The sequence below is a fragment of the Confluentibacter lentus genome (genome assembly GCF_002806995.1).
In the GTDB taxonomy this organism is placed as follows: domain Bacteria; phylum Bacteroidota; class Bacteroidia; order Flavobacteriales; family Flavobacteriaceae; genus Confluentibacter; species Confluentibacter lentus.
Window position 1 is genome coordinate 627,175 of sequence record NZ_NIHE01000002.1, and the last position, 16,883, is coordinate 644,057.

The 16,883-nt window shown below is 35.2% G+C and carries 14 protein-coding genes and 1 pseudogene; 7 read left to right on the forward strand and 8 right to left on the reverse strand.

The genetic code is table 11. The features are described from left to right. The first annotated feature begins 66 nt into the window (after nucleotides 1-66). Nucleotides 67-2,928, forward strand: a complete 2,862-nt coding sequence (locus tag CDH50_RS06685) for a glycosyl hydrolase 115 family protein (RefSeq protein ID WP_100611219.1) — start codon at nucleotides 67-69, stop codon at nucleotides 2,926-2,928. 339 nt (nucleotides 2,929-3,267) lie between these two features. Here CDH50_RS06685 and CDH50_RS15255 read toward each other — a convergent pair whose 3' ends face one another. From CDH50_RS15255 to CDH50_RS06695, 3 genes and pseudogenes are all read right to left on the reverse strand, one after another. Further along, on the reverse strand, nucleotides 3,268-4,017 hold the full coding sequence (locus tag CDH50_RS15255; protein WP_232731976.1) for a mandelate racemase/muconate lactonizing enzyme family protein: 750 nt from the start codon (nucleotides 4,015-4,017) through the stop codon (nucleotides 3,268-3,270). 78 nt (nucleotides 4,018-4,095) lie between these two features. Further along, nucleotides 4,096-4,566: pseudogene (locus CDH50_RS15405) on the reverse strand (hypothetical protein); the annotation flags it as partial. A gap of 406 nt (nucleotides 4,567-4,972) precedes the next feature. Next, entirely contained in the window at nucleotides 4,973-5,866 is an 894-nt protein-coding gene (locus CDH50_RS06695; RefSeq protein ID WP_100611221.1) for a winged helix-turn-helix domain-containing protein, read from the reverse strand. Nucleotides 5,867-6,046: 180 nt separating this feature from the next. Here CDH50_RS06695 and CDH50_RS06700 point away from each other — a divergent pair, with 180 nt between their 5' ends. Together CDH50_RS06700 and CDH50_RS06705 are read left to right on the forward strand one after the other, a co-directional pair. Continuing rightward, nucleotides 6,047-6,574, forward strand: coding sequence for a hypothetical protein (locus tag CDH50_RS06700; protein WP_100611222.1), 528 nt, complete (start codon nucleotides 6,047-6,049; stop codon nucleotides 6,572-6,574). Between the two features lie 11 nt (nucleotides 6,575-6,585). Next, nucleotides 6,586-7,638: a ligand-binding sensor domain-containing protein gene (locus CDH50_RS06705; RefSeq protein ID WP_100611223.1), complete on the forward strand. Its 1,053-nt coding sequence runs from the start codon at nucleotides 6,586-6,588 to the stop codon at nucleotides 7,636-7,638. A 193-nt stretch (nucleotides 7,639-7,831) separates the two neighbouring features. Here CDH50_RS06705 and pyk read toward each other — a convergent pair whose 3' ends face one another. From pyk to CDH50_RS06730, 5 genes are all read right to left on the reverse strand, one after another. Further along, nucleotides 7,832-9,274 carry a pyruvate kinase gene (pyk, locus tag CDH50_RS06710; RefSeq protein ID WP_100611224.1) on the reverse strand — a complete coding sequence of 481 codons (1,443 nt, stop codon included), beginning with the start codon at nucleotides 9,272-9,274 and terminating at the stop codon, nucleotides 7,832-7,834. After that, nucleotides 9,274-9,759: an IPExxxVDY family protein gene (locus tag CDH50_RS06715; protein WP_100611225.1), complete on the reverse strand. Its 486-nt coding sequence runs from the start codon at nucleotides 9,757-9,759 to the stop codon at nucleotides 9,274-9,276. The genes pyk and CDH50_RS06715 overlap by 1 nt, the downstream gene beginning before the upstream one ends. A gap of 118 nt (nucleotides 9,760-9,877) precedes the next feature. Continuing rightward, on the reverse strand, nucleotides 9,878-10,618 hold the full coding sequence (gene rnc / locus CDH50_RS06720; protein ID WP_100611226.1) for a ribonuclease III: 741 nt from the start codon (nucleotides 10,616-10,618) through the stop codon (nucleotides 9,878-9,880). Nucleotides 10,619-10,625: 7 nt separating this feature from the next. Next, nucleotides 10,626-11,876, reverse strand: coding sequence for a beta-ketoacyl-ACP synthase II (fabF, locus tag CDH50_RS06725; protein WP_100611227.1), 1,251 nt, complete (start codon nucleotides 11,874-11,876; stop codon nucleotides 10,626-10,628). A 12-nt stretch (nucleotides 11,877-11,888) separates the two neighbouring features. Beyond that, on the reverse strand, nucleotides 11,889-12,122 hold the full coding sequence (locus CDH50_RS06730) for an acyl carrier protein (RefSeq protein WP_007647141.1): 234 nt from the start codon (nucleotides 12,120-12,122) through the stop codon (nucleotides 11,889-11,891). 273 nt (nucleotides 12,123-12,395) lie between these two features. On the opposite strand from CDH50_RS06730, the gene purN reads away from it, so the two are divergent. The 4 genes from purN to CDH50_RS06750 all read left to right on the forward strand — a co-directional run bounded on the left by purN (nucleotide 12,396) and on the right by CDH50_RS06750 (nucleotide 16,589). Beyond that, nucleotides 12,396-12,968: a phosphoribosylglycinamide formyltransferase gene (gene purN / locus CDH50_RS06735; RefSeq protein ID WP_100611228.1), complete on the forward strand. Its 573-nt coding sequence runs from the start codon at nucleotides 12,396-12,398 to the stop codon at nucleotides 12,966-12,968. 34 nt (nucleotides 12,969-13,002) lie between these two features. Next, entirely contained in the window at nucleotides 13,003-13,644 is a 642-nt protein-coding gene (locus CDH50_RS06740) for a ribonuclease H1 domain-containing protein (protein WP_100611229.1), read from the forward strand. A 57-nt stretch (nucleotides 13,645-13,701) separates the two neighbouring features. Further along, the gene (locus tag CDH50_RS06745) at nucleotides 13,702-14,628 is read left to right on the forward strand and encodes a PfkB family carbohydrate kinase (protein ID WP_100611230.1); all 927 of its coding nucleotides are present in this window, start codon (nucleotides 13,702-13,704) and stop codon (nucleotides 14,626-14,628) included. A gap of 62 nt (nucleotides 14,629-14,690) precedes the next feature. Beyond that, nucleotides 14,691-16,589: an amidophosphoribosyltransferase gene (locus CDH50_RS06750; protein WP_100611231.1), complete on the forward strand. Its 1,899-nt coding sequence runs from the start codon at nucleotides 14,691-14,693 to the stop codon at nucleotides 16,587-16,589. The last annotated feature ends 294 nt before the right edge of the window (nucleotides 16,590-16,883 follow it).

Consider the following 16,883-nt stretch of genomic DNA (forward strand, 5'->3'; position numbering starts at 1 on the left):
AAATTTATATTTTGTTTACTTTTGTACTCAGCATCATTTAATTTTATTTTCCTTAAGCTTTTTATTATGAAAAAACTTGCATTGCTCGCTTTATTGCTTCCAAAAATTTTATTTGCTCAATTTCAAATAATTAACAAAGTACCGGATAGCAATAATTATTTCCCAATACAGAATCCAGAATACACAACATCTATATATTATGATGCTAATGATTATAAGGTTGTAAAGAAAGTATCAAACTTATTTGCTAATGACATTAAGTTGATCACAGATAAGCAACCGCATTTGCTTTCTACTGACGAAGAACTTGAGGATTATATAATAATCATAGGCAGTATAGGTAATAACCGTATAATCGACCAATTAATTGCAGACAAAAAACTTAACGTCTCTCCAATTATAAACCAATGGGAACGTTATACAATACAAACAATTAACAAACCATTTAAAGGTGTTAAAAAAGCATTGGTTATCGCTGGTAGCGACAGACGCGGTACTGCTTATGGTGTTTTTAGTCTTTCTGAAGCCATAGGAGTTTCGCCTTGGTACTATTGGGCCGATGTGCCAGTAAAAAAAAATAATGAGATTTACATTAAGGACTTATCCTATATTTCAAAAGCACCTTCAGTAAAATATAGAGGTGTTTTTCTTAATGATGAAGACTGGGGACTTAAACCATGGGCTTCTAAACTTATAGACCCAGAAATAAATGATATTGGCCCAAAAACTTATGCGAAAGTTTTTGAACTTGCACTCAGATTAAAAGGCAATATGGTAGCGCCTGCCATGCACGAATGCACAGGTGCATTCTTTAAATATCCAGAAAACAAAATTGTTGCGGATACATTTGCAATTATGATGACCAGCAGCCATGCTGAGCCCTTATTATACAATAATACTACAGAGTGGCATCAGTTAATTAATGGTAACTGGGATTATATTGAAAATAAAAAAGGCGTACTGTCTGCCTTGGATAAAAGAGTTGCTGAGGCAGCTCCCTTCGAAAATATATATACCGTTGGCATGCGTGGCATACATGATACTGGAATGAATGATGTACCCGAGGGGTATACTAAATCAAATGTACTAGAACAAGTTATTGATGAAGAAAGAAATATACTTACTAAATACATAAAAAAACCTGAAAATGAAATTCCACAAATATTTGTGCCCTATAAAGAAGTTTTGGATATTTATGAAAGTGGCATGAAATTACCTGAAGACATTACTATTGTATGGCCTGATGACAATTATGGATATATAAAAAAACTAAGCAATAGTGAAGAACAAAAACGAAAAGGAGGCTCTGGGGTTTATTACCATATATCCTACCTAGGTTGGCCAAACGATTATCTTTGGTTAAATACAACCCCTCCAGCTTTAATGTATGCCGAAATGAAAAAAGCTTACGATTTAGGAGCGAATAAATATTGGCTTTTAAATGTAGGTGATATTAAACCTGGGGAAATGGGAATGCAACTTTTTCTAGACATGGCTTGGGATTTTGATGCATTCAATTTTGAGAATATCAATCATTATCAAGTAAACAAATTGACATCTGTTTTTGGAGAAAAGAACAAACAAGACATCGCTTATATTTTGGACAGATACTATTATCATGGTTTTACTCGAAAACCAGAATACATGAGTTGGGATTGGGCTTGGAATAGCATCTTCTTACATCCAGATATAAAGGACACTGACTTTTCTTTTGTTAATTACAATGAAGCAGAAAATAGACTAAATGAATATAAAGACATTGCAAATAAAGCTGAGAATATTTTAGAAAAGTTACCTGAAGAACTAAAACCTTCATTTTTTGAATTGTTGTACTACCCCGTAAAAGGCGCATCACTTTACAACCATAAAATGTTGGTCGCCCAAAAAAACAGATGGTATGCAGCACAAGGGCGTGCTATTACAAACTCATTGGCCAATGATGCTAAGCTTTACCAAGACAGCATTGCACAAATCACTTTGAAATATAACAATCTGCTTGGAGGCAAATGGGACGGCATGATGACAGCTCCTGGATTTTTACCAACACCACACCTGGCTCCAACAAAACAAATAGAATTACCCAATGTTTCTGAAATGGGACTTTTTGTTGAAGGGTGCACTGATACAATAAAAAAATATAAACTACTCCAGTTTAATAAACATTTTAATGACTCCCATTTTTTTGAAGTTTACAACAAAGGAAGCTTAACTTTAAACTGGAAAGCTACTGTTTCTCAAGATTGGATAAAACTGGACAAAAGTGAAGGAACTACAAAAACACAGCAACGCATCAAGGTTTCTGTAGATTGGGACAAATTTCCAACAAACAATGAAGGAGAAGGAGAAATCGTTGTATTAGATGGTAAAACTTCGCAAAAAATCCAGGTTTCAGCAATTAAGCCAATTGATATTCCAAAAAACCACTTTGTCGCTAACAATGGTGTTATAAGCATCAATCCCACTGAATATCAAAGGAAAAATGAAAATGGGAATATTAAATTTACTTTAATTAACGGCCTAGGATACTCAAATTCGTCTCTTCAATTAGGAAATGCCAAATACGACTCAGGAGAAGATTCATATGTTTCATATGACTTTTATACTACTCATACAGGTGAAGTAATTATTCACACTTATATGTTGCCCCTTTTTGCAAAAGACAGAGAACATGGAACATCATATGGTGTTCAAATTGATGATGGAGAAATTATAATTAAATCAAATGATGTTAAGGAATATTCTAGGGAATGGGCTAGTAATGTTGTTAGAAATACTACCATAAATAAAACGAAAATATCAATTGAAAGCTCAGGCAAACATACACTTAAAATATATTCTGTTGACCCAGGCATGATAATTCAAAAAATTATTATTGATTTAGGAGGTTTAAAAGAGTCCTACATTGGCCCAAAACCAATGAAAAATTAAAACCCCAAGTTAATATTTATTATAGAGAACTTAACACAGACCTATTATATAGAATCCTTAGCAAAAAGTTTTATAATTCAACTAAGCTTGTAAACAATTCCAATCTTTGGTTCGAGAATAAGTCAATGTAGTGTACAACCTTAAAAGCCTAACACTTAAAACATAAGTGTTAGGCTTTTTTATTCATACAAATCCCCGAGCATTACATTTTATATGTGTAATCTTCATTTGAGAAATAAACATGAGCCAAAATGAGATATTATCTCCGAACTAGTAATGGAATAAATCCGTCAGCAAATATTTATATATAATTGAAAATCTTATGCGCTATGTACAATCCTATTCAAAAAAAGGAATGCCCGGTGTAGCGTATTTGCGCATGGCTTCCTGATTGATTTCAACTCCAAGCCCTGGTTTATCCGGTAGCGGAATGTAACCGTCTTTAGTTAAAAAATCCCCTTCAAAATCTACAATTTCCTTAAACATTTCATTTTCGTGGAAGTAAATCTGCCACTCCAGAATAAGGAAGTTTGGTACGGCCGCACAAACATGTGCCGAAGATATGGCACCAAGATATGAGGCCACCATGTGCGGCGCAAAAGGCACATTATAGGTGTTGGCCATGTTCGCAATACGCAGCCCTTCTCCCAGTCCTCCACACTTTTGAAGATCAGGCATGATAACATCTACAGCACCAATTTCTAAAGGATGTCTAAAACCATATGTCAAGTACCAATTTTCACCACCGCAAATAGGAGTAGTAGTTGATTCACGAATGCGAGCATAAGATTCTGGAACTTCAGCTGGCACTGGTTCTTCCAACCACATTAGGTTGTATGGTTCCAAAGCTTTGGCTATTTTCATGCCCGAAACCTCGTCAAAACGTCCATGACAGTCTACACAAATATCAATATTTTCACCTACAGCCTCACGAACGGCGGCAATTTGGCTTTCCATGCGCCTCAACTCGGGGATGCTCACACTCCAGTTGTATTGGTCCAGTTTATTTGGGTCCTGACGATCATCAATATCAAATTTTACAGCCGTAAAACCGTATTTATCGACATCTTCCTTCGCTCTCCGGCCCATTTCCTCTGGTGCAAGCCGGCTTCCGGCCGTATCGCAATAAACTCGTATCTTGTCACGAAATTTGCCTCCCATTAACTGGTAAACTGGCAATCCTAAGGCCTTGCCCACCAAGTCCCACAAAGCGGTTTCTATTGCCGTCATCACACATACATACATTCCGGCTTGAGCCCCTTTAAAGAGGCCTCCTCTGCGCATTTCTTCCTGAAGCCTATTAATATTCAAGGGATTCTTGCCGATTAAGTGATTTTGAGCTAAATGCTTCACAACGTAATAAGTACCGTAAACACCATCAACCCCTTGGCCATGACCAACAATATCCTGATTTGTATAGATCTTGACAAAAAGGCTATGCTCATTGCGAATAAACCCACATTTTACTGCGGTGATCTTAAGATCTGATGGTGCTGAAGACTTCGGTGTTCTTTCCATAGAAGATGCCAGCCCATTATAGGACGTGGCTAACATCGCGCCTGTAACACCTAGAGTGGTTTTAGACAAGAAGGAACGACGGGAAGATTTTTCATTAAGGAATGAGGAAAATAATTTCATTGTTTTTCATTATTTAATTGGTTGGTATTCATAAATATAATAAAAATACAAATAGCTTTTTGGGAGCTGCCTTAATAAAAATTTGGAAAATTAAGGTTGGGGTTCATTCTTCAACAAAAAAAACTCGTATAGTAAATCTAATGCTGATGCAACTTTTATGCGTATGAAGGAAGATCATATGCAAAATGGACAGCTAAGACCTGGACATAACGCACCAACATCAAATGATCTTAGAGGGTTTTCATTAAAAGGAATCTAAAAAACAGAATAGAGTTTGGTTTATTGGAATTGCAAAGAATTTAAGAAAGAAAATTGCAGTTCTTTATCTCAGTAACACGTAACGTGTTTACCATCCCTTTATTTTGAATCGGCATCGCGGCTAAACTGATGAGCGAGAAGATTCTTCTTAAGAACTAACCTCAAGCTTATATCCTTTTCCGCGTATTACAACAATTTTGATATTCGGATCCATCTCCAATTTTTTCCTAAGTTTTGATATAAACATATCTAGACTGCGCCCTACAATAACACCCTCGTCTTCCCATATTTCTTTTTGAAGTCGGCTTCTCTCTATGGTCTTGTTGGGAGATAATGCGAAAACGAGCAATACACGGGTTTCCGTTCCTGTCAGGTCTATGGTCTTTTCGTTAATAATGAGCTTCCGATTCTTCGAATCGAACAACACCGCACCTAAATGTATCAAGTCAGCATACTGATGACCGTCAGGTAAAGTTCTTCGCGGCTTAATAGATCTTAATAAAACAAAACCAACAAATGCTAAAAATGGCAGGCTGCCCAAAAGATATCCATTCTTTGCCGTTATAATTCCTGCCGGTTTGAATTTAATGTTGATCATGTAACATGCTTTGGGTTGCTCTCTTCCTATGCAAGCTACAATATCCTCTTTTTTATTTTGGGATATAACGTATCCGTAGGCCACACTGGAGTTGCCACAGTTCAGAACATTAACTACATAATCACCCGAGAGCGGTTCTTTGCCCAATAAACGTCGGGTAGTATTCACCAGAGAGTCCGGTTGAAAAGTAAGCTCATTCTCAAACCTGATTTGGTATTCATTTTCGGCTATATTTTTTATCGGGAGTACTCTTGATTTACTGTCACCCGACTGTAAAAGTAGTTCATGTCCGATTCTTCGAAGTAAAACTTCCCTTCTAGCGATATCAAAATCGTGGCTGTCCTTCATATTGAAAGCTACGCAGATTACATAGATACATAAGAGCAGTACTAATGTGAAAAGATATTTGCGTTTTCCGAAGAGAAGATTTAAGCTATCAAACATAATGTCACATTTTTATTTACAAAGTTTACATTTTTATTTACAATCTAAGTTCTTCAAAATGAAAGATATCAAATAGTTTAGCTGAATCAATTAGATAAAATTATGAAAAATAAAAGAAATACCTTAAACAAACCTGATTTATCAGGAGATATATCTATTGTTAATTAAACCTATAAAAACATGAGAAAAGTTATTTATACACTGGTTTTGGTAAGCGGACTAGTATTTGCTAATCGCGAAATTAAAAACGAAGCTTCTAAAAAACCAACCCCAAAGCAACTCTCTGCTGTTGAAAGGAAAGACGAAATGAAAAAATGGGAGGCTACCCCTGATGGTAGAAATTACAAAAAATGGGAAGCGTCTCCCGAAGGTGAAAAAGTGCTTATCGGCATAGCTAAAATAAGCAATCATATAAGTGCTTTTACAAATATGGAGGCTGTTGTAACCTCTCTTTCTCTTCCGCCAGACTCAAGATTAGGTTTCGGAGTGATGGTCAGGATTAATGGCGTCGATTATATTGTAAAATTTGAGCCAGAAAAGTCTCAACTTGATCAATTGCAAAGCCTGAAAGTTAACGACAAAATAATTATAAGAAGCCATACCGTATCGCACGCGCCCAAGTATTCATATCCAATAATATGGGGCGACTATGTAGAACGAGATAGTAAAGTAATTTTTAAGAGTGTCCCTCCCAAAGGTGGTTGCTGAGTAAATAAATTATGAAATACACACACGCATACCCTTTATTCATAATGCTTGTCTTTTGCGCTTCCTGTGAAGGGCAAAACAAAAAAACAGACCTCTCAAAAGATAATATCAACTCCGAATCCAAAGGCTCAATCAGCCCTTACGGACCTACTTCATCTGTTCGCACCATCATCCAAGATAAACAAGGCAACATTTGGCTTGCTTCAAACGAGGGTATTATTCGTTACGATGGAAAAACTTTTACCAATATCACAGGTAACTTAGGTTCAGACCGCTTCTTTTCAGTTTTACAAGATAAAAATGAAAATTTCTGGTTCGGTAATTATGGTTCAGGTGTTTATTATTACAATGGTAAATCCCTGCAACATTTCACAACCAAGGAGGGGCTTATTAATAATAGAATTTCATCTATTTATGAAGATAAAGTCGGCAATATTTGGTTTGGGGCTAATGGAGGAGCAAGCCGTTATGATGGAAAATCGTTTCGAAATTATATTATGGAAGGAAATAGTGTAATTGAAGATAGTACAGGAAAATCTTTTCCGAATTTGAGTTCGGGCTCTAATGGAGTTAACCCTATTTTTGAAGACAAAACAGGCAAGTTATGGTTTGGTACAAATGGCAATACCTTCATTTATGATGGAAAAATATTTAACGTAGTTTCAAATAAAGAAGGTAGAACTTTTACCAACGTTTGGTCGATAATACAAGATAAAAAAGGAAATATATGGCTAGGTGGTGATGGGTTTTGGCGCTATGACCCTTCGGCAGTGCTCAGGACAGGCCCCGACACATTTACCAATTTTACCGAGAACTCTGTTCGTTATGTCTACGAAGATAAAAGAGGTAACATTTGGGGGAGTGGAAGTATTAATGGAAGATGGGCACTTTTCCGCTTTGATGAAAAGTCTTTGTCTGATAAAAAGCCAACTGTAATTGAAATAACAGAATCATTAAACCTGTTTGGGATTTTTGAAGCTAATGATAGAAATATTTGGTTTGGCTCATTTGATGGCGTGTATCGTTATGATGGAAAGACCATCACGGACTTTAAAAGCAAATAGGGTCAGAAATAACGTGTATTGCTGATTAAAAAAGCTCTACAATTATTTAGTATATAAAGGAATAACAAGATATATTTTAGTTCTGATAACTAGTTCAGTAATAATCTTGTTTTTGATAATCTAGACTTAAGCACAAAATAAAACCCACAATTATAAAGTTGTGGGTTTTTCTATTATTCTAAATTGTATTTTATCAAAAATTACAAGTCTTTATCTCTGTAACTCGCAACGTATTTACCATCCCTTTATCTTGAATAGGCATCGCGGCTAAACTGATGAGCATATCGCCCTCTTCTAAATAACCCATTTTACAAGCTATGGCATTAACATCTTCAATAGTTTCGTCTGTGCTTACAAACTTATCGTAATAAAAAGCACGAACGCCCCAAAGCAAACTCAATCTTGTTAATATGCGTTTGTTAGATGTGAAAACCAATATATGTGATAAAGGTCTCCAAGCTGAAATTTGAAACGCTGTATAACCACTATTTGTTAATGTAGAAATGGCTTTGGCATTAATTTCGTTTGCCATATTGGCTGCATGATAACAAATTGATTTTGTAATATAACGGTTAGTACGAATGTGAGGTGGTAATTGTGGCACTTTAATCAATGGCGAGTTTTCCACGCTTTTTAAAATATTAGCCATTTGTCTGATAACCTGCACTGGATACATACCAACGGATGTTTCACCAGAAAGCATCACAGCATCTGCCCCATCCATAACAGAGTTGGCAACATCGTTAACCTCAGCTCTTGTTGGTGTTAAGCTGGTAATCATGGTTTCCATCATTTGGGTAGCTATGATAACAGGTATTCTAGCTTTTTTCGCTCTTAATACCAATTGTTTTTGAATTAATGGTACTTCTTCAGCAGGAACTTCCACGCCCAAATCGCCTCTTGCTACCATCAAACCGTCACAATGTGCTACAATCTTATCAATATTTTCTACCGCTTCCGGTTTTTCAATTTTTGCAATGATTGGTATTTTTTCCTCGCCATGTTCAGCTATTAAATCGCGTAGTTGAATCAAATCTTCGGCATGACGAACAAAGGATAAAGCAATCCAATCTACATTTTGTTTAATAGCAAAAATGGCATCTTCTATATCTTTTTCCGTAAGTGCTGGCTGCGAAATATTGGTGTTTGGTAGGTTAACCCCTTTTTTAGATTTTAAAGGACCTCCTTGAACAACACGTGCTTTTACTTCTTTTTCTCCATCAGTTGAAACAACTACAAACATTAATTTTCCATCATCTAAAAGAATGCGCTCTCCTGGTTTTGCGTCTTGTGGAAACCTATCATAGGTCATATAAACACGCTCTTTGGTGCCTACAAAGCGTTCTCCGGTGGCAAAAATAATTTCATCTCCAGGATTAACCATGACGTCGTCTTCCATAACTCCTACACGAAGTTTTGGACCTTGTAAATCTGCCAAAATAGCTGCTGTAAAACCAAATTCTTCATTAAGGTCTCTTATCATTTTTATACGAGCGGCTACATCATTATAATCGGCATGCGAAAAATTGATTCTAAATACATCGGTACCTTCCTCGAGCATTCCTTTTAAAACTTCTTTGGTACTTGTTGCTGGTCCTAATGTGGCTACTATTTTGGTTTTTTTTCTTAATTGCATTAGCTAAAAATTAAATTGTTTTTAGATTTTAATTGATTCCCATCAATGCTATAAGCCGTTGATATTTGGGGTATTTTTAATATGTTATCTATAATACGTTTTTCTTCGTTATCTTCAAATTCAGTATCAATCTTTAAAAAAAAATTAACCTGTTTGTATTCTGGAATCAGGTAAAACGTTTTAGTGATCTTCTCTTCTGAATCGAATAATGATTGCTGATTTGTTTTTTGATATACTTCTGATTTGCAGATGTTATGCACTAAATTCCATGTTATTAAATATTTAGGGTCTTCCCATTCAAAAATGGAAAATATTGATTTTCCGTTGTTATAATCTAAGTCTGATGGTTTTCTTTTAAGATGTATTTTCAAATACTCATTCAGAAGATATGCTAACCTATAATCTTCAACAGCGCAATAAATTGCTATTAAAGTATATGAAGCTTCTTCAAAAAAATCATCAAGAATAAGCTTGTGTACAGCCATAAATTATAAATTGATGTAAATATAGTATTAATAATAAATAGTCATTGTATCTTTTGCTTAATCTTAATTATGAAGTATAACTAAAACGTTATAGTTGGTTTTAATAATCGACATTCTTTTAAATTAATTTCGACATTCTATTTTGAAAAACGAAAAAAGCACGCTTTGATGCTTTTTCTTCGGCTTTTTTCTTAGAAGTTGCTCTAGCTTTTGCAATAACCTTTCCGTCTATGGAAAGTTTCACCGAAAAATGCCTAATCTCATCGTTTCCAGTATCTTCGTAAACATGGTAACCAAAGGTTTTCTTCTCTTTTTGGCACCATTCAATAAGCAAGCTTTTATAGCTAATAACCTTGCCTTCAAGTGTTTCAATATCTACATATGGGATAATGACACGATTGTATATGAATTTTTCGCAATACTTATAGCCTTTGTCTAAAAATATAGCCCCTACCAAAGCTTCAAACAAATTACCGTGGATATTATCTCCAAATTGCCCAGTTGGAATTTTACTTTCAACCAATTTTATGAGGTTTAATTCCCTTCCCAGTTCATTTAAATGTTCCCTACTAACTATTTTTGAGCGCATTTTAGTTAAATAGCCTTCATCGCCACTAGGTACTTCAAGAAATAAATGTGATGCAATAACAGCGCTTAGCATGGCGTCTCCCAAGAATTCCAAACGTTCATAATTAATAACGTTTCCAATACTATCTTTAATATTCATGGAACGATGTGTAAACGCCGTTTCGTAGAATTTAATTTGCTTAGGCTTAAAGCCAAGTATTTTAGTTATTTCCATAAAAAAATTCCCGCTGCGTTTAAAACGGGAATTTAGTATGTTACGAATGTAATTCATTCGGGATTTAATCTATTTTTTTGAACAATACACAGGCGTTGTGACCGCCAAATCCAAATGTATTGCTCATAGCTACTTTAACGTCTCGCTTTTGAGCCTTATTTAAAGTTAAATTTAATTCTGGATCAATGTTTTCGTCGACTGTTGAATGGTTAATTGTTGGTGGCACAATGCCATGCTCCATAGCTAAAATAACCGAAATGGCTTCAATAGCTCCGGCAGCACCCAATAAGTGACCCGTCATTGACTTTGTTGAATTAATATTAATTTTTTTAGCGTGGTCTCCAAATATTTCCGATATAGCCTTAAGCTCAGCAACATCTCCAAGAGGTGTTGAGGTTCCGTGTGTATTAATATGATCTACATCTTCGGCTTTTAGTCCAGCATTCTCCAAACAATTTTTCATTACTGCTATAACGCCAATACCATCTGGATGCGGTGCTGTCATGTGGTAAGCATCAGAGGATAATCCACCACCAAGAAACTCAGCATAAATTTTAGCGCCTCTTGCTTTAGCGTGCTCATAGTCTTCTAAAACAAGTGCACCTGCGCCTTCGCCAAGAACAAATCCATCTCTTGTACCATCAAATGGTCTGGATGCTGTTTCAGGACTTTCATTTCTGGTTGATAAAGCATGCATGGCATTAAAACCTCCCATACCCGCAATGGTAACTGCTGCTTCACTTCCCCCTGTAACAATAACATCACAATGCCCTAAACGAATCATGTTTAAAGCATCAAACATAGCATTTGCTGAAGAAGCACAGGCAGAAACCGTGGTATAGTTTGGCCCCATGAAACCATATTTAATAGAAATGTTGGCAGGAGCAATATCTGCAATCATTTTAGGAATAAAAAATGGATTAAACCTAGGAGTTCCATCACCGCCAGCAAAGTTCAAAACTTCTTGCTGGAACGTTTCCAATCCCCCAATACCAGCGCCCCATATAACACCTACTCTTAACTTATTTACTTCGTCTAGATTTAATTTGGCATCGGCAATGGCTTCATCGGCAGCAACCATAGCGTACTGCGCAAACTTGTCCATTTTTCTAGCCTCCTTTTTATCAATAAAGTCGGTAACTTCAAAACCCTTTAATTCGCAAGCAAATTTGGTCTTGAATTTTTCGGTATCATAATATGTTATAGGCGCAGCACCACTTTTTCCACTAACTAAGCCCTCCCAATATTCGTCTATGGTATTGCCAATTGGTGTTAAAGCTCCTAATCCTGTGACTACAACTCGCTTTAATTCCATAAAATGTAATGCTTATTTTGCCGCTTCTATATAAGAAATAGCTTGACCAACTGTTGCGATGTTCTCAGCTTGGTCGTCTGGAATTTGGATGTCAAATTCTTTTTCGAATTCCATGATTAATTCTACAGTGTCTAATGAGTCTGCTCCTAAATCGTTAGTGAAGCTAGCTTCCGTTACAACTTCGTTCTCATCAACTCCCAATTTGTCTACGATAATCGCTTTTACTCTTGATGCAATGTCTGACATAATCTTTTAATTTTAAGTTTTAATTAGTTGGCAAAAATAAAAAACTTTATTTTCAAAACACATCTTTAATTTAAAAATATGATTGTAATTTACTAAAATAAGTTTTAAGTATTTTTATTTTAACCATAATAATGTTAATAATTATTCTTTTTTTTGTTTTTGAATTTTTAAAGTGTGAATCTGTTTCTTAAAAATAGACTCATAAATTTTACGGGGCAATCTATTAAATTAAATACGAATAATATCAAATAACTTAAAATATAAAAGTAATAAATGAAACGTATTGTAATTTTTGCGTCTGGAAGTGGGACTAATGCTGAAAATTTAATCAAGTTTTTTCAAAACAGACATAATGCTTCTGTTGTTCTAGTTCTTACCAACAATGCTTATGCCAAAGTTTTAGATAGATGTAAAAACCTTAAAGTAAGTGCCATGTCTTTCAATAAAATAGCATTTACAGAAACAAATGATGTACTTAATGTTTTAAAAGCTTCAAACCCTGACCTCATCATACTTGCCGGCTTTTTATGGAAGTTTCCAGAGGCTATTTTAAATGAATTTCCTAACAAAGTCATTAATATACACCCAGCGCTGTTGCCTAAATATGGCGGAAAGGGCATGTTTGGCATGCATATTCATGAAGCCGTTGTAGGAAATAAAGAAACCGAAACAGGAATTACCATTCATTATGTTAACGAGCATTATGATGAAGGTGCCATTATATTCCAAGCAAAATGCGACGTAAGACCTTCCGACTCTGCGGACGATGTTGCTGCAAAAATCCATGAATTGGAGATGGAACATTTTCCTGAAGTTGTGGAAAAGTTGCTTTTGAATAATCTTTGAAATTAAAAGATTTCTGCCTTCGCAGGAATGTAAAATGAATAAGAAGAAAAAAAAATATTATACCGTTTGGAAAGGACATCACACAGGTGTTTTTGAAACTTGGAATGATTGTAAAGCACAAATAACCCATTTTGAAGGTGCTCAATACAAATCTTTTGAAACTTTTGAAGCCGCTAAACAAGCCTTAAAAGGCAATTACTTCGATTATATTGGAAATAAAACGGATTTTAAAAGCGGTTTATCCTCTGAACAACTTAAAAAAATAGGGCTACCAAATTACAATTCCATTTCTGTAGATGCTGCATCAAGTGGGAATCCTGGTATTATGGAATATCGGGGCGTGGATACCCAAACAAAAAAACAATTATTTATTCAAGGCCCTTTTGAAGAAGGCACCAACAATATAGGTGAGTTTTTGGCCATTGTTCACGGATTGGCTCTTTTAAAAAAACACGATAGTGACAAACTTATTTACACCGACTCTAAAACTGCCATAAGCTGGGTAAAAAAGAAAACTTGCAATACTAAACTAGAGCGCAGCCCAAAAAACGAAAAGCTGTTTGAATTGATTGAAAGAGCTTTAAATTGGTTAAAAACAAACAGCTACAAAACCGTCATTGTTAAATGGGAAACCAAAGCTTGGGGAGAAATTCCAGCCGATTTTGGACGAAAATAAATTCGGTTTTTAGCGTTTAAAAAACTTATATTTGCACAAAAATTTAAAAACTCCTTCATGGGTAAATTAGTAATTGTTGGTACCTTAGCTTTTGATGCTATTGAGACGCCTTTCGGAAAAACTGATAAGATTCTTGGTGGTGCCGCAACTTATATTGGTTTATCAGCCTCGCAATTTAATGTGGATGCTGCCATTGTTTCTATAGTTGGCGGTGATTTTCCTCAAGAGTATTTAGACCTTCTTTCAAATAAAAACATAGATATTTCTGGTGTTGAAATCGTTAAAAATGGTAAAACATTTTTTTGGAGTGGTAAATACCACAACGATATGAATTCCCGAGACACCTTAGCTACGGAGTTAAATACCCTTGCGGATTTTAATCCAATTGTTCCAGAAGATTATCGAGATGCCGATATTGTTATGTTAGGAAATCTACATCCGCTCGTCCAATTAAGTGTTCTAAATCAAATGACTGTAAAACCTAAGTTAGTGATTTTAGATACCATGAATTTTTGGATGGATTGCGCTTTGAAAGATTTGCATACCGTGATTAAAAAAATTGACGTGATTACCATTAATGATGAAGAAGCTAGACAACTTACTGGAGAATATTCTTTAGTGGTGGCTGCTAGGAAAATTCATAGTATGGGGCCAAAATATGTGGTTATAAAAAAAGGAGAACATGGTGCGCTTTTGTTTAATGGTGATAATGTGTTTTTTGCGCCAGCACTTCCGTTAGAAGAAGTTTTTGACCCTACAGGTGCTGGTGATACGTTTGCAGGGGGTTTTGCCGGCTATATTGCCAAAACAGGAGATACTTCTTTTGAAAACATGAAGAACGCTATCATTCATGGCTCTACCTTAGCGTCATTTTGTGTCGAAAAATTTGGAACAGAGCGTATGCAAGATTTATCAAATAAAGAAGTCCATAAAAGGTTACTTCAATTTAAACAGTTGACCCAATTTGAAATAGAATTAGCATAACATATCGCGCTCCTAAAAAGAGCGCGTTTTTTAATTAATAAAATTTATTCAAGTATACAATAATGAGTGATGCTTTAAAACACGAATGTGGAATTGCAGTTATAAGACTTTTAAAACCTCTTGAGTTTTACAAGGAAAAATATGGCAGTGCTTTTTATGGGGTAAACAAAATGTACCTTATGATGGAAAAACAACATAACCGTGGTCAAGATGGTGCTGGTTTTGCGAGCATTAAACTAAACACAAAACCCGGTGAGCGTTACATTAGCAGGGTGCGTTCTGTACAGCAGCAACCCATTCAAGATATTTTTGCTCAAATCAATGAACGAATTAATAAGGAATTAACCGAAAATCCGGAATATGTAGATAATGTGGAGCTTCAAAAAAGACATATTCCATACATAGGCGAAGTATTATTAGGGCACGTTCGTTATGGTACTTTTGGAAAAAATAGCGTTGAAAGTGTGCATCCGTTTTTAAGACAAAATAACTGGATGCACCGCAATTTAATTATGGCAGGAAACTTTAACATGACTAATGTTAAAGAGTTATTTAAAAATCTTGTTGATCTTGGGCAGCATCCAAAAGAATATACCGATACCATAACCATTATGGAAAAAATCGGTCACTTTTTGGATGACGCCGTAAGCAAAATTTATAAAGAAGTAAAAAAAGAAGGTTACAATAAAATGGAAGCTTCGCCATTAATTGCCGAACGTTTAAATGTTGCCAAAATTTTAAAACGTGCCGCTAAAAATTGGGACGGTGGCTATGCGATGGCTGGACTGATTGGTCACGGCGATTCCTTTGTTCTTAGAGACCCTGCAGGCATCCGTCCAGCATATTATTATAAAGATGATGAGGTGGTTGTTATAGCTTCGGAAAGACCAGTGATACAAACTGTTTTTAATGTTGAATACAAAGATGTGAAAGAGTTAGCTCCTGGACATGCCATCATCACAAAAAAATCCGGAGATACTAAAATCAAAAAAATATTAGAGCCTTTAGAACGAAAAGCATGTTCTTTTGAACGTATTTATTTTTCAAGGGGAAGTGATGCAGAAATTTATCAAGAACGTAAAATGCTTGGGAAATTATTGATGCCAAAAGTTTTGGACGCTATTAATAACGATACCAAAAATACGGTGTTTTCATATATTCCTAATACAGCGGAAACATCGTTTTATGGTATGGTAGAAACTGTGGAAGACTTTCTTAATGAAAAGAAAACAGCGGCTATTTTAAAAGGTAACTACAAATTATCGGCTGAAAAAGTAACCCAAATTCTTTCTGAAAGACCTCGGATAGAAAAAATTGCCATAAAAGATGCTAAATTAAGAACGTTTATTACCGAAGATAGTAGTAGAGACGATTTAGTAGCTCATGTTTACGATATTACTTATGGCGTTATCAAACCCACAGATAATTTAGTAATCATTGATGATAGTATTGTGAGAGGTACTACTTTGAAAAAAAGTATCATTAAAATGCTGGATAGACTGCATCCCAAAAAAATCGTGGTGGTGTCTTCTGCGCCTCAAATACGTTATCCGGATTGTTATGGTATTGATATGGCAAATTTAGAAGGATTAGTCGCTTTTAGAGCCGCTATGGAATTATTGCAAGATATTGGCAAATACCACATTATTGAAGAAATATATAAAAGGTGTAAGGCTCAAGAAGATTTAGACGATATAGATGTACAAAACTTTGTTAAAGAAGTGTATGCGCCATTTACAGATGAGCAAATTTCTGATAAAATTGCCGCCTTGCTAAGTGATGTCGGTGTAAAAGCAGAAGTGAAAATTATTTTCCAATCTGTTGAGAATTTACATAAAGCTTGCCCAAAACATTTAGGTGATTGGTACTTTACTGGAAACTACCCAACTGTTGGCGGAAATAGAGTTGTAAACCGCGCATTTATAAACTTTTATGAAGGCAATAAAGAACGTGCCTATTAATTATATTATTTTCAAAATTTAACGTTTAATCCTAAAAATTCACATTTAGTCCGAAATAAATGCGTTTCATCTAAAAAATAATTAGGTTTTAACAAATACATATAAATTAGACCTACCATAACATAAGTAGGTTAAGTTCATGGTAGATTTGGGGCAAAAAAAGGTGAACATCTGTTCGCCTTTTTTTATGCTTTTTAGTTTCGTATTTAGGGATTTCACTTCTTATCATCTTAAGCCTAATAAAGGCTTATAAATCCGCTTAAGCCAATAAATATGTAGTTTAACTAAAATATT

What these genes read in the sequence shown, in the direction of transcription:
- CDH50_RS15255 (WP_232731976.1), bottom strand. Translation starts at nt 4,017, where the DNA reads ATGGGCCGGAGAGCGAAGGAAGATGTCGATAAATACGGTTTTACGGCT.
- CDH50_RS06750 (WP_100611231.1), top strand. Translation starts at nt 14,691, where the DNA reads ATGAGTGATGCTTTAAAACACGAATGTGGAATTGCAGTTATAAGACTT.
- CDH50_RS06705 (WP_100611223.1), top strand. Translation starts at nt 6,586, where the DNA reads ATGAAATACACACACGCATACCCTTTATTCATAATGCTTGTCTTTTGC.
- purN (WP_100611228.1), top strand. Translation starts at nt 12,396, where the DNA reads ATGAAACGTATTGTAATTTTTGCGTCTGGAAGTGGGACTAATGCTGAA.
- CDH50_RS06685 (WP_100611219.1), top strand. Translation starts at nt 67, where the DNA reads ATGAAAAAACTTGCATTGCTCGCTTTATTGCTTCCAAAAATTTTATTT.
- CDH50_RS06745 (WP_100611230.1), top strand. Translation starts at nt 13,702, where the DNA reads ATGGGTAAATTAGTAATTGTTGGTACCTTAGCTTTTGATGCTATTGAG.
- CDH50_RS06730 (WP_007647141.1), bottom strand. Translation starts at nt 12,122, where the DNA reads ATGTCAGACATTGCATCAAGAGTAAAAGCGATTATCGTAGACAAATTG.
- fabF (WP_100611227.1), bottom strand. Translation starts at nt 11,876, where the DNA reads ATGGAATTAAAGCGAGTTGTAGTCACAGGATTAGGAGCTTTAACACCA.
- pyk (WP_100611224.1), bottom strand. Translation starts at nt 9,274, where the DNA reads ATGCAATTAAGAAAAAAAACCAAAATAGTAGCCACATTAGGACCAGCA.
- CDH50_RS06700 (WP_100611222.1), top strand. Translation starts at nt 6,047, where the DNA reads ATGAGAAAAGTTATTTATACACTGGTTTTGGTAAGCGGACTAGTATTT.
- CDH50_RS06695 (WP_100611221.1), bottom strand. Translation starts at nt 5,866, where the DNA reads ATGTTTGATAGCTTAAATCTTCTCTTCGGAAAACGCAAATATCTTTTC.
- CDH50_RS06715 (WP_100611225.1), bottom strand. Translation starts at nt 9,759, where the DNA reads ATGGCTGTACACAAGCTTATTCTTGATGATTTTTTTGAAGAAGCTTCA.
- CDH50_RS06740 (WP_100611229.1), top strand. Translation starts at nt 13,003, where the DNA reads ATGAATAAGAAGAAAAAAAAATATTATACCGTTTGGAAAGGACATCAC.
- rnc (WP_100611226.1), bottom strand. Translation starts at nt 10,618, where the DNA reads ATGAATTACATTCGTAACATACTAAATTCCCGTTTTAAACGCAGCGGG.